This is a genomic window from Streptomyces sp. NPDC104831 (assembly GCF_055583025.1).
In genome coordinates, this window is sequence record NZ_JBVJOT010000040.1 from 1 (window position 1) to 18243 (window position 18243).

The following is an 18243-nucleotide window of genomic DNA, read 5'->3' on the forward strand; positions in this document are numbered from 1 at the left end:
GGTACGGCCAAGAGGGCGACGGACCGACCGGCCCCCGGCGGCCGGACGGGCGGCGGGGGCGGGTGGGGGGGGGGGGGGCGCCCGGTGGGGGTTGCCCCCCTCCGTCACACGTGCGGACCGGCCGCGGCCTACGGCTCGAACTTGTAGCCCAGCCCGCGCACCGTCACCAGGTAGCGCGGCGCGCCCGGGTCCGGCTCGATCTTGGCGCGCAGGCGCTTGACGTGGACGTCCAGGGTCTTGGTGTCGCCCACGTAGTCGGCGCCCCAGACGCGGTCGATGAGCTGCATGCGGGTGAGCACCCGGCCCGCGTTGCGCAGCAGCATCTCCAGCAGGTCGAACTCCTTCAGCGGGAGGTCGACCTTGGAGCCGGCGACGGTGACCACGTGGCGGTCGACGTCCATGCGGACCGGGCCCGCCTCCAGCGCGGCCGGGGCGACCTCCTCCGGCTCGCCGCGCCGGCGCAGCACCGCGCGGATGCGGGCGACCAGCTCCCGGGAGGAGAACGGCTTGGTGACGTAGTCGTCGGCTCCTATTTCGAGACCGACGACCTTGTCGATCTCGCTGTCCTTCGCGGTCACCATGATCACGGGGACGTTGGAGCGGCCGCGCAGCTGGCGACAGACCTCGGTGCCGGGCAGGCCCGGCAGCATCAGGTCGAGGAGGACCAGATCGGCGCCGTTGCGCTCGAACTCGTCCAGTCCGTCGGGACCGGTCGCCGCGACGGCGACCTCGAAGCCCTCCTTGCGGAGCATGTACGACAGGGCGTCGGAGAAGGACTCCTCGTCCTCGACGACGAGCACACGGGTCACGGAAGGACCTCCGGGGCGGGAAGCGAAGCGTACGGGGATGAGTCGGGGGTTCCGGCCTCGTCGTCGAGGCCGGGGTGCTGCTGTGCGCGGTCGCGGGCCGCGCCCGCCTCCGGCAGCCTGAGGGTGAAGGTGGAGCCCTGGCCCTCGGCGCTCCAGACCGTGACCTCCCCGCCGTGCGAGGCGACCACGTGCTTGACGATCGCGAGACCGAGACCGGTGCCGCCGGTGGCGCGGGAGCGGGCCGGGTCCACGCGGTAGAAGCGCTCGAAGATGCGCTCCTTGTCCTTGTCGGAGATGCCGATGCCCTGGTCGGTGACGGCCAGTTCGATCATGTCACCGCCGGGCGCGGAGATCCGGCGGGCCGCGATGCCGACGCGGGTGCGGGCCGGGGAGTAGTTGACGGCGTTCTCGACCAGGTTGCCGAGGGCGGCGGCCAGCTGTCCGCGGTTGCCCCACACGTGCAGGTCGGCGGTGCCGCCCTCCCGTCGCCCGCCACCGCCCTGATCGGGCCCTTCGGGCGCCAGGATGTTCGTGGCCATCGTGATCTGCTTGGTGCCCGCCTGGTGGCGGCAGCGGTCGATGGCCTCGGCGACCAGCTCGTCCACCCGGACGGGCTCGGCGTCCTCCAGCGGGTCGTCGTTCTGCACCCGGGAGAGGTCGATCAGCTCCTGGACCAGGTTGGTCAGGCGGGTCGCCTCGATCTGCATCCGGCCGGCGAAGCGCTGTACGGCCTCGGGGTCGTCGGAGGCGTCCATGACGGCCTCCGAGAGGAGGGAGAGCGCGCCGACGGGCGTCTTCAGCTCATGGCTGACGTTCGCCACGAAGTCGCGTCGTACCGCCTCGATTCTGCGGGCTTCCGTCAGGTCCTCGACCAGCAGCAGGACCAGGCGGGAGCCGAGCGGGGCCACCCGCGCCGAGACCGCGAGGGCCTCGCCGCGTCCGGTGCCGCGCCGGGGGAGATCCAGTTCGACCTGGCGTATCTCCCCGTCCCTGCGGGTGTCCCGGGCCATCTGGAGCATGGGCTCCACGGAGAGCTTGCCGCCGCGCACCAGCCCGAGGGCGTAGGCGGCGGAGCTGGCCTTGACGACGGCGTCGGCCTCGTCGAGGACCACGGCCGAGGAGCGCAGCACCGACAAGACGGTGTCCACGCCGGGCGGGAGTACGGGATCGGTGTGCAAGGAAGTCCTGGTCGGTCGCTTCTGGTCGCGTTCGCTCCAGCGGAACGCCAGCATGGCGATGACACCGGTGAGCACCCCGGCGATCGCTGCCGCTGCGGCGACCGCCGCGTTCACGTCCATGGCTCAAGGTTAGGCATGGGGTACGACATGCCCACAGCCGTCCAGGTGCGACCTCGAACACTCGTCGCCCAGAGTTCACCTTGGAGCCAGCACCGGTTCATTTGGGGTGGCGGAAACAGACGCGTACGGGGCACAGCGTGGAACGTGGGGCACGTACCGCCGGTTTCGCCAGGGGCGCACGTGTGATGTGACGGCCCCCGACACTCCCGGACGACGACGCACGAGAGGGAACCCACAATGCGGGACGCGTACCACGAGGAACTGGACTCGATCGGCGACGGACTGGTGGAGATGGCCCGGCTGGTCGGGTCGGCCATCGGGCGCGCCACGACCGCCATGCTCGACGCGGATCTGAAGCTGGCCGAGAGCGTGATCGAGGCCGACCAGAAGGTGGACGAGCTCCAGCACGACCTGGAGGCCCGGGCGATAGCCCTGCTGGCCCGGCAGCAGCCGGTCGCCACGGATCTGCGGATAGTCGTCACGTCGCTGCGGATGTCCGCCGACCTGGAGCGCTCCGGCGACCTCGCCCAGCACGTGGCGAAGCTGGCCCGCCTGCGCTTCCCGGAGCGCGCGGTCCCGCAGGACCTGCACGCCACCATCCTGGAGATGGGCCAGCTCGCCCAGCGCCTGATGGCGAAGGCGGCGGAGGTCATCGTCACGAAGGACGTCGACCTCGCCCTCCAGCTGGAGCAGGACGACGACGAGATGGACCTGCTGCACCGCACCCTCTTCCAGCACCTCATCGACGACCGCTGGAAGCACGGCATCGAGACGGCGGTCGACGTCACGCTGCTGGGCCGCTACTACGAGCGGTACGCGGACCACGCGGTGGCCGTCGCCAAGCGGGTGGTGTACCTGGTGACCGGCGAGCACGCGGACGAGCTGCAGCCGGACATCCAGGGGGTCACGGGGGTGGAGGGGGCGTAGCCCTCCGGGGGCTGGGGGCTGGGGGCTGGGGGCTGGGGGCTGGCGGGGCCTGCCGTAGCGCCGCCGGTGTGGCGGGGTGCTGGTGCGGCGGGGAGTCCCCATGGGTGACCGGTGACCTGGGGATGGCCGATGGCCCGGGGGTGACCGATGGCCCGGGGGTGACCGATGGCCCACGGGTGACCGGTGGCCCGGACGCCTCCGTGCGCCGTTGATGCGCCCGGCCGAACGGGCATGAAATGGGCGAGGGCATCCCTGCCCCGAGGTATTAGGAGGGACCCATGGCCGAATCCCTTGGCAGCACCACGCCCGACCCCACGCAGGAGCGCGAGACCGAGCACCCCGCCGAGATCAGGACCCTTCCACTGCTCGCCGCGTGCGGCTGCGGCTCGGGCTGCGGCTGCGGGTGCCAGTCGGGCAACCCCTGCCAGTGCGGCTGACCGACGCCCGGGGCCGGTGTGAACGCGCTTCACGCCGGCCTTTCGCCGCTCCGGGTGCCCGCCCCGCCGCCGGGGCGCAGCATGGACGCAGGGGAAGCGTCCGGCCGGAAGGAGGCGCGGGGCCATGGGCAGGTTCATGGACATCCACCGCGGCATGCAGGGCATCACGGCCGACCAGCTGATGGCGGCGCACCAGGCCGACCTAGCGATCGAGCGGGACGAGTCGGTCCACTTCGAACACGCTTGGGCGGACCCGGACTCCGGCACGGTCTACTGCCTCTCCGAGGCCCCGTCGGCGGAGGCGGTCCAACGCGTCCACGAGCGCGCGGGACACCGGGCGGACGAGGTACACCCGGTCCCGCTACAGGTCTGACCCTGCCGTTTTCCACTGCTCAGGGGGTGCATGCCTCGGCGATGGACAAGCTGTTCTCGTAGAGGTGGTGCCGGACGATCCGCCCGTCCTCGACGGTGAGCCGCAGGGCGAACGGCCCCTCGAAGGACTTCCCCGTGGCGCGCACGGTCCCCGACAGGTGCCCCATCAGCACGGCGTCGGCGCCATCGACGAGGAAGGCGTCGACGGAGGCGCGAGCGTCCTCGGGCACGGTGTGCTCCGTCAACTCCGCGAACTGAGCGGCACACTCGGCCCCGGTGGACCTCGGCCGGATCCACGGAACACCCGGGTTCCCGGCGAGCAGCCAGTCCACTTCGTCGGCGAAGATCTCCACGAGCCGCTCGGTGTCCCCGGCCAGGCGAGCGGCGAGGAACTCGTTCACGACGGCACGGGTGGCCTCGGCGACGGCATCTGGACTCGCCGTGACGACACTGGACTTGTCGGACATGAAGCTCTCCTCACGACTGCGGGGCCGGCTCCCGGCGGGGGTTTCCGTCGATGGGCCCGACCCTGCCAGGGGAGGGAGGGGTGGGGCGATTACCCACGAGGTAAGGGGCAGCCGACTGCGGCAGGACGCGGTCGCGTACGTCTTCCCGGAGGCCGGCGGTGTGTATGCCATGCGGCTCCGGGTGACTGCGTGAACGCGGACGTCGGAGGGGCTGCCCGGGGTGTTCCCCGGGCAGCCCCCTCCGACGGTTTCCGCACTCTGCTACTGGCGTGCCGTTCCCAGCGTCGCCGGCCGGGTCCGCAGCAGTGCGCGCACCGGCAGGCCGGTCGAGCCGAGGCAGAGCAGCACGGTGCCGACGGCCAGTGTCAGCGCGAGCACCGGCGGCACGTGGGGGGCGGAGCCGGTCACGCCCCGGGCGACGGGCACCAGCGTGAGCCCGGCGATCGACGCGCCGACCGCGAGCCCGGTCACGGCCACCAGCAGCGCCTCCCAGCGCATCATGTGGCGCACCTGGCGCCGGGTGGTGCCGGCCAGCCGCAGCAGCGCGACCTCGCGGCGCCGGTCGATCACCGTCATGACCAGGGTGTTGGCGGCGCTGACGGCGGCGAACCCGCCGAGCACGGCCGCCATCACGGTGTTGGCCCAGCCGCTGATCTCCAGCTCCTTGTCCGCCTGGGCGACGAACCCGGCCCGGTCGGTCACGGCCGTCCCGGGCAGCGCGCCCAGACCGGCGGCCAGGGCCGCGCGGTCGGCGCCCGGCGCTGCGGCGACCAGCACCTGGCTGTCGTAGGCGGCGGTGACGTGCGATGCGACCGCGGCCCGGGGCAGCAGCGCCTGGCCGACGCCGAGCCCCCGCTCGTACACCGCGACCACCGCGGGCCGGACCGTGGTGCCGTCGCCGAGCCACAGCGGCACCCGGTCGCCGACCTTCGCGCCGAGTGTGCCGGACAGGGTTGTGCTCAGCGCGATCGTGTCGGGGGCGCGGCCGAGGTCGGCGAGGGAGCCTGTGCGCACGTCGAGGTCGAGCACCTTCGGCAGCCGGGCCGGGTCGCCGCCCACGCCGAGGGCGGGGGCGGAGCTCAGCATGTCGCCGCTCTCGTAGACCACGCCGGTGCGCAGCAGGCCGATGGCGGTGTCCACACCGGGCACCCGGGCGGCCGTCTCCGCGGTTCCGGCGGGCAGGCCGGGGCCGGTGGTGGCGATCACGTGGTCGGCGGTGACGCCGGCCTTGACGTTCTCGCCGGAGGTGTGGCGCACGCTGCTCTGGAGGATCAGCAGGGTGCCGCAGAAGGCGGTGACCAAAACGATGGGGGTGATCGCGGAGGCCAGTCTGCGGGCGTTGGCGCGGGCGTTGTCGGCGGCGAGCGAGCCGGGCGCGCCGCCGGCCCGCAGCGGGGCGCCGAGCAGCGCGGCGGCTGCCGCGGCGAGCCGGGGACCGAGCAGGGCGACGGTCACCATGAAGCACATCACCACGCCGAGTGCGGTCTGGGCGGCTTTCTCGCCGTCCAGGGCGTTGGCGACGACGGCGGCCGTGCAGCCGCCGGCGGCGAAGAGCACGCCGAGGACGGTGCGCACCTTGCCGGGGCGGGGTGCTTCGACGGCGGCGTCGCCGAGTGCCTGGGCGGCCCGCATCCGGGAGGGGCGGCGGGCGGCCAGGAAGCCGGCGGTCAGCGCGGCGAGGGTGCACAGGAGCACGGCGGCGAGCATCGGCAGCGGGCCGATGTCGAGACGGACGTCTGCGGGTACGGCGCCGCGGTCGGTCAGCTGGCCGAACCACCAGCGGGCGAGGGCCAGCCCGGGCAGGATGCCGAGCGCGGCGGCGACGGGCGCTACCAGCATCGCCTCGGTGGCGATGGTGCGGCGGATCTGGCGTGGGGTGGCACCGATGGCGCGCAGCAGCGCGAATTCGCGGGCGCGCTGGCCCGTGGCGAGGGCGATGGTGCTCATCACCACGAACACGGCGGTCATGGTGGCGTAGCCGCCGAAGGTGCCGCCGAGGGCCGTCAGCATGCTGCGGGCAGTGCTGAGGGCGGGATGTTCGACGGTGCCCCGGTCGTCCCCGGTGAAGGTCCTGGCGTCGCCGCCGAGAGCCCGGCGGACCTGGGCCGCCAGTTCGGTGGTGGGAACGCCTTCGCGGGGTTGCACCGCGATGGCGTCGATGCGGCCGGGGTGGCCGGAGAGGCGGTCGGCGGTGGTGTCGGCGAACCAGGCGGTGGGGCCGCTCTGCTGGGCGGCGGCCAGACCGGAGATCCGGTAGTGCGCGGTGCCGCCGGGCGCGGTGAGCGCGAGGCTCGCGCCGGGTGCGAGATGGGCGGCACGCGCCGTATCGGTGTCCAGCACTATCTCGTTCGCGCCGGGTGCGCGGCCCTCGACCAGCTTGTCGCCGGGTCCGGCGATCCCGAGTGCGGCGAAGCCCCGGCCGGTCATGGCCGGTGTCCTCTCCCCGGCGGGCAGCGGGAAGGCCGTGTCGGGGCGGGCCGCCGCGACCGCGGGCAGGGCGGTCAGCCGGCCGACCAGCGCGGCGTCCGTGCGGGCCCGTTCCGGGGTGGCCTGCTCCTGGGTCTCGGTCTCCCCACCGGTCTTGCGCTCGATCCTGACCGCCTGGTCGGCTGCGACCACCACGGGGGCGGCGGCGTACCGTTCGGGCTTCAGGCTCGCGGTCAGGCCGGTCTGCAGCAGCGTGCCGCAGGCCACCACCACGGCGGCGCCCAGCAGCAGGGCGACCAGGGTTCCCACGAAGGACCCGGGCCGGAAGCGCACCGAGGCGCGGGCGAGCCCGTTCGTCATGCCGCCACTCCCGCCGCAGGGGCGGTCAGCGCGACCATCCGGTCCGCGACGGTCCGCGGGGTCGGGTGCGGCAGGTCGTCCGCGATCGCGCCGCCGGCCAGGAACAGCACCCGGTCGGCGAAGGAGGCGGCCACCGGGTCGTGGGTCACCATGACCACGGTCGCGCCGAGCGAGTCCACGGCCTGCCGCAGCAGGCCCAGTACCTCGTGCGCGGTGGTGGTGTCCAGCGCGCCGGTCGGCTCGTCGGCGAACACCACGTCCGGGTGGGTGATCAGCGCGCGGGCGATCGCCACCCGCTGCTGCTGGCCGCCGGACAGCTGTCCCGGGCGGCGCGACGCGTGCTCGCCCAGGCCCACTCGCGTGAGCAGTTCCCGCGCCCTGGCCCGGTCCTGGCGCTTCCCGGCGAGGCGCTGCGGGAGCAGCACGTTCTGCTCGACGCTCAGCGAGGGCAGCAGGTTGAAGGACTGGAAGACGAAGCCGATGCGGGAGCGGCGCAGCTTGGTGAGCCGGTCCTCGCTCAGTGTGGTGATGTCCTCGCCGCCGAGCCGGACCTGCCCCTCGTCCGGGCGGTCCAGGCCCGCCGCGCACTGCAGGAAGGTGGACTTGCCGGAGCCGGAGGGGCCCATGACGGCGGTGAAGCTGCCGCGGGCGAGCGCCAGGTCGATCCCGCGCAGCGCGTGCACCGTCGCCGCGCCGCTTCCGTACGTCCGGCGCACACCCCGCAGTTCGATCGCGGGCTCCCCGGACGGGGCCCCGAGGTGCGGGGCCGAGCCGTACGGGTGCGCGGTGAACGGGGCTGCGGTGTAGGGGGCCGCTCCGGGCCCGTCGGTCCTGTGCTCTCGGTGGCGTGCCATGGAGGGGCTTCCTTCGGTTCTGCGGCGCTCGTCGTCAACGTCCTCAAACCTAGGAAGCGGGGGCCGCGCGGACCATGCAGGCCACCGGCGGAACGGAGGTGGGGTTATCCCCCCGCTTCCCGGCGGCGGGAATCCGCAGGTGGGAGGTCCGGCGCGTGGCGAGGAGGGGCACGCGAAGCCGGGCCGTCCACGGCTGCCGGCGGTCGCGGCCGGCGTCCGCCTCGCCGCGAACGTGGTGGTGAAGCGGCTGCCGGCCGCTGCGCGACCCGCGAAGAGCCCTCCGCCGCGGGCTGGTGCGGGGCGAAGAAGGAGAAGCAGCGGGTCGGCAGCCGGGCCCAGCCCGCCGGCGGCGACGGCCGAGAACCCGGCCCTCTTGAACGCGCCCGGCCCGGACACCGGCCACGCCCACCGTCCGCCCACGGCGGCCGAGGACGGCCCAGCCGGTCCATGAGGCGGCCACCCCAGCGAAAAGCCGACGACCGGCCAGGAGCGGGGTCTACCACCGCGCCCGTCGGCGGGTGAGGCAAACCCCCGGGCCGATCGGGGGGTGCAGCGGATGGTGCGAGGAGCTCCCGGGCGACGAGGGTGAGGGCCATGATCACGCGCAAGTTCCTGCTCGCCGCCCTGCTCGTCCCGCTCGGTGCCACCCTGGCTGTCGCTCCGGCCGCCTCCGCCACCGCTCCGCCCGCCGCGTCCGCGGCGCCGGCCTCCCCCGACGCCGTCGCGTTCCGCTCTCCCGAGGCCGCCCTCGACCGGGTGGCGCACCCGCTGCGCACCACCGAACCGCGCGGCAACGTCGCCGACCTGCGCCCGTTCGGCACGATGGTCGGCGACGCCACCGTGGTGGGCGTGGGCGAGGCCACCCACAGCTCGCACGAGTTCGTCACCCTCAAGCACCGGATGCTGCGGTACCTGGTCGAGGAGAAGGGCTTCCGCACCTTCGCCCTCGAAGCCGCCTGGAGCAGCGGACTGCGGATCGACGCCTACCTCACCCGGGGCGAGGGCGACCTGAAGCAGATCATGGACGAGGAGTTCCAGGGCACCTACCACTGGTGGAACAACGCCGAGTACCGCGATCTGTTCCAGTGGGCGCGCTCCTACAACATCCAGCACCCCGGTGACCCCGTCCGCTTCGTCGGCGACGACAACGGCTTCGCCGGCCCGCAGCTGTACGACCAGGTGAACACGTTCGCGGCCGCGGCCGGCCCCGAACTCGCCGCGCGGATCACCGAGCTGTACCGAGGACTGCGGCCCACCGTCAGCGCCGAGACCTACGTCGACGACTACCTCGCGAAGCCGCTCGCCGAGCGCAAGGCGATCGCCGAGCGGACCGGCCGTGCGGTGGACCTGCTCAAGCAGCACCCCGGTGCCGACCCCGACGCCCATGCCTGGGCCGTGCAGCACGCCAGCGCGATTCACCAGATGACCACCCTCTACGCCTTCGACTGGGACGACCCACGGAACGTCCCCGGCGCCATGCTCTACCGCGACCGCGTCATGGCGGACAACATCGCCTGGTGGCAGCAGCGCACCGGCAGCAAGATCATGCTCTCCGCCCACAACAGCCACACCGCCCTCAAGACCTACGCCCCCGCCAGCCACCCCCACGTCCAGGGCGAGTTCCTGCGCGAGCAACTGGGCACCGGCTACCTGAGCGTGGGCCTCAGCTTCAACCAAGGCACGTTCAACGCCTTCAACCACGACGGCGCCCCGCAGCGCTTCACCGCCCCGCCCACCGCACCCGGCACCGCCGAACACACCCTCGACAAGGTCCGCCACCGCGACTACGTCGTCGACCTGCGCACCGCCCCCACCGCGGCCCGCGCCTGGCTCGCCGAACCCCACACCATCAAGAACATCGGCGCCACCTACCCCGGCATCGCCGACGCCCCCCAGATCCGCCTCGCCCAGACCCACGACGTCCTCATCCACCTCCATCAGGTCCGGGCCGCCCACATGCTCAACTAGGACTTGTCCGCCCGATCACCTCGCGGTGGACGCGGCGCCCGGGTGACACGGTCGAGTCGAGTCCGGGACCAGCTTGGGTAGTCGCATCCGTACACCGTGGGCAACAGTGCCGCGCGGCCCGTGCGCGAGGCGCTCGCGACAGGATCCGATCCGCGACCTGCTGTCGACCTGAACGAGGAGGGCCACGACCGTGACGACCATCGCGGTGACCGGGCACATGGATCTCGCCGAGGACACCGTCCCCCTGGTCCGTGCCGCACTGGACGACCTGCTCAAGCCGTACGCCGCCGGCGGTGATCTCATCGGGGTCTCGTGCATCGCCAAGGGCGCCGACTCCCTGTTCGCCGAGGCGGTCCTCGCCGCCGGCGGACGGTTCGCCGTCGTCGTCCCCTCACAGGACTACCGCCTCAAGAAGGTCAAGGCCGACCACGCCGCCACCTTCGACCGGCTCACCGAAGCGGCCGACGAGGTGCTGGTCCTCCCCCACGACACCGCCGACCGACGGGCGTACGAGGCCGCCAATGCCGTACTCCTCCAGCGCGCCGACCGATTGGTGGCCGTCTGGGACGGGGCGCCGCCCGGCGGCAAGGGGGGCGGCACCGCCGACACCGTGAGGGAAGCGCGGGCCGCGGGCATCCCCGTGGATGTCATCTGGCCGGACGGGGCAGCCCGCCGGAGTACGGAGTGACGACCTCGGTCATGCAGCAGTGAACTCCGGGATCAGCTTTTGCCTATGGGCCACCACGTGACGTCCACCCATGGGCCGCACTCGGTGGTGCTCGTCGTGCCCTTGCAGAGCGTGATCTGCCCCGACGTCATGTAGTCGTAGTCATGACGCACGTTGACGTCCACGGTTCCGGAACCACAGATCTCGACCTGCTTCGCGGCAGGGGTTCCACTGAAGTCGTGCCAGTACTGCGCCCACAGCGAGTAACACCCGGTACCGGTGTTGGTGAGCTTGCCGCTGAGCACCAGGTCGTCGCTGTAAGTGCCCACGGGCTCGGTCCACCGATTGCCCGCCGCGGAGGCGGTGCCGAACTTGACGGACCAGGGAACGGTGCCGGCCGCCGTGTCTTCGCTCGCCGTTGCCGGAACGGCGCCGGCTAACGTCACGCCGATGGCCGCGAGGGCCAGGGTTGTCCAGAATCGGTTACGCATCGGTGCGCTCCTCTTGTTCCCTCAGGACAGGTTCTGTTCCGGGAAGGTGATCTCCGACCGACAGCATCACGCTGCCAGAGATAAAAAAGCTTCGAAACTTATATTCCGTACACAGGAAGAGCGCTGGCCCATATGCTCAACATCGAGAGGCGGGGCCGGTGGTCTGGCAAGGGCAGACGAGTACTTTTTGCCGGTGTGCGACGACGTGCCTCATGACGTGGTGCTCACGGATCCTGGGCCCCACGGGAGGGACGTCGTCCAGGTCGTGCGTCGGCTGACTGGGCTGAGCCTCTGGCGTAGCAAGGTGCTGGTGACGCAGGCTCCGGTCGTCGTTCTCACCGACGTGCCCGAGGAAGACGCGGCGACGGCTGTCTCGACCCTCCGCGTTGGGGGAGCCTGGGCAGAGCCGAGCAAGCAGCCCGAGCCGGATCCCTTGAAGCACTGAACGCCGCGCCGATCGACTGGTTGACAGCCCTTGAGACGGCCCAGGACAGGTGAAAAGCCCCGCCCAACGGAAAAACCACAGGAAAGGGGCCCTCTACAGCTCTGGTTACTTCTTCTTGCCCTGGGTCTTACCAAGGAGCTTGGGAACCTGTGGTTTTGCTAGTCAGGGGCGGTGGGCTCGTGCACACGGCCCAGCCCTGCCCAGGCAGGACTGCCTGGCTGGTCGCCGGGGCATCCGATAGGGCGTCTGAACCTCAGCCGACGAAGGCAACCGCGACGGCGAGCAGCCGACCAACCAGGCACGCGTGTGTCTTGTTGCACCCCCCACCGGCCTTACCCACGCTGCCACTGCTGTCGGCCAGAGCAGCCCGCAGTGGCCGGCGCGTAATCACAGTGCCTGAGCCCTCAACTTGGGAAGCTTGGGTGCTTCAGCGGTGGCTGTGGGGCTGAACTGCGACGGAGCGGCGCTGGCGTACGGCCCGTCATTGAGGCAGTTACCGATGTTCCCCGTGGTTCCCCGCACGTTCTGGCACGATAGCTTCATCCCGCAGGGACTCAAGTCCACCGGATTTGACCAGGTGAGAAAACAGCCCACTAGCATCGAGCAATGAAGGAATCGATCATTATAATTAGGTCGGGTATTCCTTCCAGTACGTCCTGCACCGCCCTCTTTTCAGCGCGAGGATTCGTCTCGGCGTATGTGGCATTCTCCCAAGGGTTGTGAGCTACGTCCCCTCTGAACTCTCCGAGAAAATCCAGGGATTTCAGCCATGCGTGATCGAAATTAGACGGATCAAACCCTAGAGGGAGGAATAGCTTAAGGATGTCTTTCTCGGTTATCCCCATGTTTTTGCTCGCCTTGTTGGTTAGATCCTGAATGGCCTCTTCGAGAACCTTCATTTCGGCCGCGGGTTGCAAGGTGAGCTTCTTCGGTGGGTACAGAACCCTCTCGCGGTAATCGATCATATCCTGAGCCGCTGGAGAGATCTCCTGTAGTCTTTTTGCTTTTGGCCACACTTCGTCAACGGCAAGCAGTGTGAGTGCCTCGAAGAACCCCTCTAGTTCTGCATGGCAAAGAAGCCTGTAGCCGAGCATTCGATCTTGCTCTTGTTGACTGTATAGATTGGTTGGCGTTGGATGGGGCAACAGATGTTCCAGGCCAGTAAGGCGCTTATTTAGCTTCTCGAATAGCACCTTGGCCCTGCTCATGAGATGCGCATCCTCCTGCCCGCAAGGCGCGGCACCTTGAGCTGCATGCCGAGCGCTTCGGCTAGAGCGTCACCCCACTTAGAGAAGCGAGTGTTTGTTGCATCGATTGTCTTCGTCGTCGACTTTAGAGAGCTTGCAAAGGCGAGATCGTTAGTGCTCAGTTGCTCGAACGCTTGGATTACAGCTTCGGGATTTTCCATCGCCTTGGCGGCGACATCACCTTCGGAGAAATAGTAGGTCATAACGTCAAACACGGCACGATTGAATCGCGACTCGTAACGACCATTGTCGTACCGCCTAAAGGCGTTCTCCCCGAAGATGGCATTTGTGGCTACGATCGCCGCATCGCATTTTTTGCACGCTTCCGCGACTGACGCTTCTTGATTCTTCCAGTCCTTATTAAAGATATTGCAGGTCTCGTCTAGAAACCTCTTCAGATTGCCTGCGTACTCTTCGATGCGAAAGTGGAATCCCAAGTAGCGGACAAGTAGTTCAACGTCTCGCATCCGGAAGTCGGCACCCTTAACGCCGAGCGAGGCGTTAATATGTTCGCTTTTGCCGGCGTACCTGTCTACGTACGTTGCGAACCTGCCCGGGCTCAATGCTTGACGCAACTCCTGGGCCGACAAGGGTAGGGTCTGATGGTTCAAGCGATGGAATACGAGGTGAAGAAATGAGTCATTAGGCCACTTGCGGATCACTACCGTTCGAATAGTGCGATTCTTTAGGCGCCTGATGTACTTCTTTAGGACGGGGTCAGCTTCAATCTCCTCGCGAGTCATTCCGTTGAGGTTCTTTAGTGCGGTCAATGCCGTGAGCTTGAAACTGGCATTAGGGTTAAAGAACTTTTCCAGGGTTAGAAGTCTTTGTTTTCCGTCGATGACAACATAAGTGCCTTCGTCGGGATCCCCTTCAGCCAAAACGAGTTGCGGCACAGGCAGTCCGAGCATTAGTGATTCAATGAATTTGCTCTTTCGTTGGTTCGTCCAAGCGTCGCGTCGCTGAAAGGCTGGATCCAAGTCAAGAGCTGTATCCTTGAGCTGGCTAAGGATTGTTTCGACTGTCCAGTCAGTAGGGGCAAGAGATGTCTCCGCGAAGTCGAGTTCAGAGAGCTCTTCGAGGTCGGAATCTGCTTCCTCGCCGGCTTCCTCTATCTCCTCCCCGAACAGAGTGAGGTCATCTGTCTCTTCGGGCTCGCTCATACTTAGACTTCCTTTGGCCGACCAGGCTGCTCAACTGGCGTGATGTCGCGAATACCGTACCGGGTGAGGGGTCTTAGCGGCGAGTACCGGTCGGTCGGCGTTGCTTTGAGCTACGGTGAGCTCTGGGACCAACGCATAGTCATCAAGCCGTGGGGTCGAGATACACGCGAAGATGACTTCCTGTCAATAGCTGACTGCTTCAGCCACCCCAGCTCCCATCCCGTCTGCCACCATCGGCCCGCACCCGCCGCGGCGTCTCCTCCATCTCGGAGCCCGAGCGCCCCCGCCGGAGGCATGTCCTTCACCGTAGCCCTGCCGGTGCGGTGCTCGCCTCGCAGCCTCGACCCGTCCCAATCGTGGGCGCGCGTCGGCGCAGCGCGGGCGGAGCGGGCCGGAGGCAGGAGCGTCGCCTGCGGCGGAGCCGGGAGCGCGCCCGGCGGAGCGGAGCTCAGCCGGGCCTTGAACCAGTAGAGAAAGTTTGAATCACGCCCGGCTGGTGGTTGCTGGGTCTGGTCGTACCGGTGCCTGCTGGCTCGTGGTGTAGAACCCCGGGCATGGGGAGTGAGCGGCGGGAGCGGAGGAAGGTGCTGGGTGCGCGTCTTCGTGTGCTTCGTGGAGAGTCGGGTCTGACGGGTGCCGTGCTGGCGCAACGGGCCGGCGTAGGGCAGCCGACCGTGTCGAAGATCGAGACCGGGCGCATGGTGCCGAGCCGGGACGTGCTCGACCGGATCCTGGGCGCCCTCGGCCTCGATGAGCTGGCCTCTCGCGAGGTGCGGGAGCTGCTGGCCGAGTCGGCATGCCGGTCTCCGTTCTGAGCACCCACGGCAACCGTACTGGGGGAGGAGTAGGGCTACGGGGTTTCTGTTCCTCGTCACCCATGAGGGCAGTGGTGGCCGTGATGGCGGCGGCCGTGTGTGATCGGATGGGCGCATGACGACAACTCGTCCTGTCCTCTACCTGTTCGGCTCCGCCGCCCCTCCGGTGTTCGACGTGGGCGGGGTCGTCGCGGACGCACGGAGTCGGGGGTTCGACGTGTGTCTCGGGCTGACTCCGACCGCGGCACGCTGGCTGGAGCCGCAGAGGGCCGAACTGGAGAAGGTCACCGGGCACCCCGTGCGCAGCGCGTACAAGCTGCCGGGCGAGCCGGACGTGTGGCCGAAGGCGGACGTGATCGCGGTCGCGCCGGCGACGTTCAACACCGTCAACGCGTGGGCGCTCGGCATCACGCGGGACTTCGTGGTCGGCGTCGCCGCCGAAGGGATCGGCAAGGGCATCCCCATGGTCGCGATGCCCTGTGTGAACGCGGCCTACGCGCGGCACCGGCAGTTCGGGCGGAGCATCGCGGAACTGCGTGAGATGGGTGTACGGGTTCTGTACGGCGACGGCGGGGACGACGGTTTCGTCCCCAACCAGCCGGGTGAGGGCAAGCCGGAGCAGTACCCGTGGCACCTGTTGCTCGGCGCGGTCGAGGAGATCATCGTGGCTCGGTAGGCAGCGGTGGGCCCCCTCCCCGCGGCGAAACCGCAGACAGGGGGCCCCATGAAACTCCGCTTACTTCTTCTTGCCCTGGTTCTTGACCGCCTCGATGGCCGCCGCGGCCGCCTCGGGGTCCAGGTACTTGCCGCCCGGGGTGACCGGGTTGAAGTCGGCGTCCAGGTCGTAGACCAGCGGGATGCCCGTCGGGATGTTCAGGCCCGCGATGTCGGCGTCGGAGATGCCGTCCAGGTGCTTGACCAGGGCGCGCAGGCTGTTGCCGTGGGCGGCGACCAGGACCGTGCGGCCGGTCAGGAGGTCGGGGACGATGGCGTCGTACCAGTAGGGGAGCATCCGGACGACGACGTCCTTCAGGCACTCCGTGCGCGGGCGCAGCTCCGGCGGGATCGTCGCGTAGCGCGCGTCGTGGGCCTGGGAGAACTCGGAGTCGTCGGACAGCGGCGGGGGCGGGGTGTCGTAGGAGCGGCGCCAGAGCATGAACTGCTCCTCGCCGAACTCGGCGAGCGTCGCCGCCTTGTCCTTGCCCTGGAGGGCGCCGTAGTGGCGCTCGTTCAGGCGCCAGGAGCGGTGGACCGGGATCCAGTGGCGGTCCGCGGCCTCCAGCGCCAGCTGGGCCGTGCGGATCGCGCGCTTCTGGAGGGACGTGTGGACCACGTCGGGCAGGAGACCGGCGTCCTTGAGGAGCTCGCCGCCGCGGACTGCCTCCTTCTCGCCCTTCTCGTTCAGGTTGACGTCCACCCAGCCGGTGAACAGGTTCTTCGCGTTCCACTCGCTCTCGCCGTGGCGGAGGAGGATCAGCTTGTACGGTGCGTCGGCCATGGTCCTGAGCCTACCTAAGGAAAATCCCGGATGGGACGCGGACGGGCGGCGGGCGGGCGGCGGACGTGCGCCGGCGACCCGCGCCGATTGACATGTTCCGCTAATTGATTGGCGGCGCCCGGCACCCCCTTCGTAAGGTATGACCACCGCTTGAGCCGCTTACCGCCGTGGGGGATCCTCGATGTCTTCAGCCCGTGTCAGACGTGCCGTCCGGGAGTCCGTCTCCGGGCTGCCACGCGAGTTCTGGTGGCTGTGGACCAGCACGCTCGTCAACCGGCTGGGTGGCTTCGTGGCCACCTTCATGGCGCTCTACCTCACGCTCGACCGCGGCTACTCCGCCTCGTACGCCGGTCTGGTCGCCTCCCTGCACGGGCTCGGCGGGGTCGTGTCCTCGCTGGCCGGCGGGGTGATGGCCGACCGGCTGGGGCGGCGGCCCACGCTGCTGATCGCGCAGAGCGCCACCGCCGGCTCCGTGGCGCTGCTCGGGTTCATGGCCGATCCGGTGGCGATCGCCGCCGTCGCCTTCCTCGTCGGCATGGCCTCCAACGCCTCCCGACCGGCCGTCCAGGCGATGATGGCCGACATCGTGCGCCCCGAGGACCGGGTGCGCGCCTTCTCCCTCAACTACTGGGCGATCAACCTCGGCTTCGCCGTCTCCTCCACGGCCGCCGGGTTCATCGCCGAGGTCAGCTATCGCGCCGGGTTCCTGATCGAGGCCGGGATGACCCTGGCCTGCGCGGTCGTCGTGTTCGCGAAGGTGCCCGAGTCGCGGCCCGCGCCCGCCGCCCGGCAGGCGGGGACGGAGATCGGCCTCGGCTCGGTGCTGCGCGACGGGCGGTACATGGCCGTGGTCGGGCTGTCCTTCCTCGTCGCGCTGGTCTTCCAGCAGGGCTCGGTCGGGCTGCCGGTGGCCATGGGGCGGGCCGGGTTCTCCCCCGTCGACTACGGCCTGGCCATCGCCGTCAACGGCGTCCTGATCGTCGCCCTGCAGATCCCCGTCACCCGGTTCATCGAGCACCGGGACCCGCGCTCCCTGCTGGTGGTCTCCTCGCTGCTCGCCGGGTACGGCTTCGGGCTGACCGCCTTCGCCGGGTCGGTCGGCGTCTTCATGCTGACCGTGTGCGTGTGGACGCTGGCCGAGATCGTCAACGCCCCGACCCAGACCAGCCTGGTGGTCCGGCTCTCGCCGGTGCACGGCCGGGGGCGCTACCAGGGGGTGTACACCCTGTCCTGGTCCGTCGCCGCGCTGGTCGCCCCGCTGATGTCGGGCGCGGTCATCGACCACCTGGGCGCGGGCTGGCTGTGGGGCATGTGCGCGGTGGTGGGGACGGCGGCCGGTGCCGGGTACGGCGTGCTGATGCGCCGCCTGCCTCCCGAGCGGCCGACCCCGGCGCCGGTCCCGGCGCCCGCCGACGCGGGGGCGGAGGTCCGTACCGCCTGAGCCGGTCCGCCGGTGGGGCCGGGGGCGCAGCCGTCCGCGTCGCATCCCCGCGGCCGCGGCCGCCGGTGAGGTGCACGCCGTGTCGGGCCGACCGCGCTCACGGGTGCATCCGCGCCCCCTTGAGGACCTTGTCCACGGCGTTCTTCGGGCCGTACACCGCCAGCCCCACCAGGTCCAGGCCGTCCGTGGTGACGGCCCGGACCGCCGCGCGGTTGTCGCGGTCGTTGCCCGTGGCGAACAGGTCCGAGGTGAACACCGCGCGCGGCAGGGCGCGGCCCAGTGCCCTGCCGTGGGCCGCCTTCAGGGTCTCCTTGGTGCCCTCGAAGACCAGCACGGGCTGGCGGAACATCGGCAGGTACGGCACGGCGTCCGCGTCCTCGTACGGCTCCCCGATGACCTCGGGGACCTCGGTGCCCAGGCCGCTGACCAGGAATGCGGTGACGTTCAGGCGCTGCCAGGACTCCAGGTCCTCGCGCAGCAGTACGGCGATCTTCGTATCGAAGCGGACGGGTTCGGTGTTCATGGACCGAGACTCCCCTCCGGCGCGCGGCCCGGTC

Annotated in this window: 19 protein-coding genes; 9 read left to right on the top strand and 10 right to left on the bottom strand. The window is 69.9% G+C overall.

Features of this window, described 5'->3' with window-relative positions; all coding sequences use genetic code 11:
• Positions 1-128 precede the first annotated feature (128 nt).
• Both phoP and phoR read right to left on the bottom strand, forming a co-directional pair.
• A complete protein-coding gene (gene phoP, locus ACZ63H_RS25395; RefSeq protein ID WP_465195177.1) occupies positions 129-800 on the bottom strand; it encodes a two-component system response regulator PhoP in 672 nt (223 codons plus the stop codon).
• A 5-nt stretch (positions 801-805) separates the two neighbouring features.
• Complete coding sequence (gene phoR, locus ACZ63H_RS25400) at positions 806-2107, bottom strand: two-component system sensor histidine kinase PhoR (protein WP_469868695.1); 1302 nt, start codon at positions 2105-2107, stop codon at positions 806-808.
• Between the two features lie 237 nt (positions 2108-2344).
• Between phoR and phoU the strand changes: the two genes are divergently transcribed.
• The 3 genes from phoU to ACZ63H_RS25415 all read left to right on the top strand — a co-directional run bounded on the left by phoU (position 2345) and on the right by ACZ63H_RS25415 (position 3844).
• Positions 2345-3034 (top strand): phosphate signaling complex protein PhoU, encoded by a 690-nt coding sequence (gene phoU, locus ACZ63H_RS25405; RefSeq protein WP_469868697.1) that lies wholly within the window; start codon positions 2345-2347, stop codon positions 3032-3034.
• A 278-nt stretch (positions 3035-3312) separates the two neighbouring features.
• Positions 3313-3471, top strand: coding sequence for a hypothetical protein (locus tag ACZ63H_RS25410; protein ID WP_469868699.1), 159 nt, complete (start codon positions 3313-3315; stop codon positions 3469-3471).
• A gap of 124 nt (positions 3472-3595) precedes the next feature.
• Positions 3596-3844, top strand: a complete 249-nt coding sequence (locus tag ACZ63H_RS25415) for an SCO4226 family nickel-binding protein (RefSeq protein WP_469868701.1) — start codon at positions 3596-3598, stop codon at positions 3842-3844.
• Between the two features lie 19 nt (positions 3845-3863).
• On the opposite strand, the gene ACZ63H_RS25420 is transcribed toward ACZ63H_RS25415, so the two are convergent.
• From ACZ63H_RS25420 to ACZ63H_RS25430, 3 genes are all read right to left on the bottom strand, one after another.
• Positions 3864-4310, bottom strand: a complete 447-nt coding sequence (locus ACZ63H_RS25420) for a nuclear transport factor 2 family protein (protein WP_469868703.1) — start codon at positions 4308-4310, stop codon at positions 3864-3866.
• Between the two features lie 261 nt (positions 4311-4571).
• A complete protein-coding gene (locus ACZ63H_RS25425; RefSeq protein ID WP_469868705.1) occupies positions 4572-7097 on the bottom strand; it encodes an ABC transporter permease in 2526 nt (841 codons plus the stop codon).
• On the bottom strand, positions 7094-7951 hold the full coding sequence (locus ACZ63H_RS25430; RefSeq protein WP_469868707.1) for an ABC transporter ATP-binding protein: 858 nt from the start codon (positions 7949-7951) through the stop codon (positions 7094-7096). Before ACZ63H_RS25430 ends, ACZ63H_RS25425 begins: the two co-directional genes overlap by 4 nt.
• Before the next feature lie 594 nt (positions 7952-8545).
• On the opposite strand from ACZ63H_RS25430, the gene ACZ63H_RS25435 reads away from it, so the two are divergent.
• Together ACZ63H_RS25435 and ACZ63H_RS25440 are read left to right on the top strand one after the other, a co-directional pair.
• Positions 8546-9919: an erythromycin esterase family protein gene (locus tag ACZ63H_RS25435; RefSeq protein ID WP_469868709.1), complete on the top strand. Its 1374-nt coding sequence runs from the start codon at positions 8546-8548 to the stop codon at positions 9917-9919.
• A 190-nt stretch (positions 9920-10109) separates the two neighbouring features.
• Positions 10110-10607 (top strand): hypothetical protein, encoded by a 498-nt coding sequence (locus tag ACZ63H_RS25440; RefSeq protein WP_469868711.1) that lies wholly within the window; start codon positions 10110-10112, stop codon positions 10605-10607.
• Positions 10608-10639: 32 nt separating this feature from the next.
• On the opposite strand, the gene ACZ63H_RS25445 is transcribed toward ACZ63H_RS25440, so the two are convergent.
• Entirely contained in the window at positions 10640-11077 is a 438-nt protein-coding gene (locus ACZ63H_RS25445) for a hypothetical protein (RefSeq protein ID WP_469868713.1), read from the bottom strand.
• Between ACZ63H_RS25445 and ACZ63H_RS25450 the strand changes: the two genes are divergently transcribed.
• Positions 11037-11522: a ribosomal protein L7/L12 gene (locus ACZ63H_RS25450; RefSeq protein WP_469868715.1), complete on the top strand. Its 486-nt coding sequence runs from the start codon at positions 11037-11039 to the stop codon at positions 11520-11522. The genes ACZ63H_RS25445 and ACZ63H_RS25450 overlap by 41 nt on opposite strands.
• A 593-nt stretch (positions 11523-12115) precedes the next feature.
• Here ACZ63H_RS25450 and ACZ63H_RS25455 read toward each other — a convergent pair.
• Positions 12116-12730: a hypothetical protein gene (locus ACZ63H_RS25455; RefSeq protein ID WP_469868717.1), complete on the bottom strand. Its 615-nt coding sequence runs from the start codon at positions 12728-12730 to the stop codon at positions 12116-12118.
• Positions 12727-13932, bottom strand: a complete 1206-nt coding sequence (locus ACZ63H_RS25460) for a GmrSD restriction endonuclease domain-containing protein (RefSeq protein WP_469868719.1) — start codon at positions 13930-13932, stop codon at positions 12727-12729. Before ACZ63H_RS25460 ends, ACZ63H_RS25455 begins: the two co-directional genes overlap by 4 nt.
• Before the next feature lie 554 nt (positions 13933-14486).
• Here ACZ63H_RS25460 and ACZ63H_RS25465 point away from each other — a divergent pair.
• The gene (locus tag ACZ63H_RS25465) at positions 14487-14747 is read left to right on the top strand and encodes a helix-turn-helix domain-containing protein (RefSeq protein WP_469868721.1); all 261 of its coding nucleotides are present in this window, start codon (positions 14487-14489) and stop codon (positions 14745-14747) included.
• A 115-nt stretch (positions 14748-14862) separates the two neighbouring features.
• Positions 14863-15423 carry a flavoprotein gene (locus ACZ63H_RS25470; RefSeq protein WP_469868723.1) on the top strand — a complete coding sequence of 187 codons (561 nt, stop codon included), beginning with the start codon at positions 14863-14865 and terminating at the stop codon, positions 15421-15423.
• A gap of 60 nt (positions 15424-15483) precedes the next feature.
• Here the strand turns inward: ACZ63H_RS25470 and ACZ63H_RS25475 are convergent, their stop codons facing one another.
• Entirely contained in the window at positions 15484-16245 is a 762-nt protein-coding gene (locus ACZ63H_RS25475) for a phosphoglyceromutase (RefSeq protein ID WP_469868725.1), read from the bottom strand.
• A gap of 181 nt (positions 16246-16426) precedes the next feature.
• On the opposite strand from ACZ63H_RS25475, the gene ACZ63H_RS25480 reads away from it, so the two are divergent.
• Positions 16427-17686, top strand: coding sequence for an MDR family MFS transporter (locus ACZ63H_RS25480; protein WP_469868727.1), 1260 nt, complete (start codon positions 16427-16429; stop codon positions 17684-17686).
• Positions 17687-17783: 97 nt separating this feature from the next.
• Here ACZ63H_RS25480 and ACZ63H_RS25485 read toward each other — a convergent pair whose 3' ends face one another.
• On the bottom strand, positions 17784-18209 hold the full coding sequence (locus tag ACZ63H_RS25485) for a DUF2000 family protein (RefSeq protein WP_469868729.1): 426 nt from the start codon (positions 18207-18209) through the stop codon (positions 17784-17786).
• Between the last annotated feature and the right edge of the window lie 34 nt (positions 18210-18243).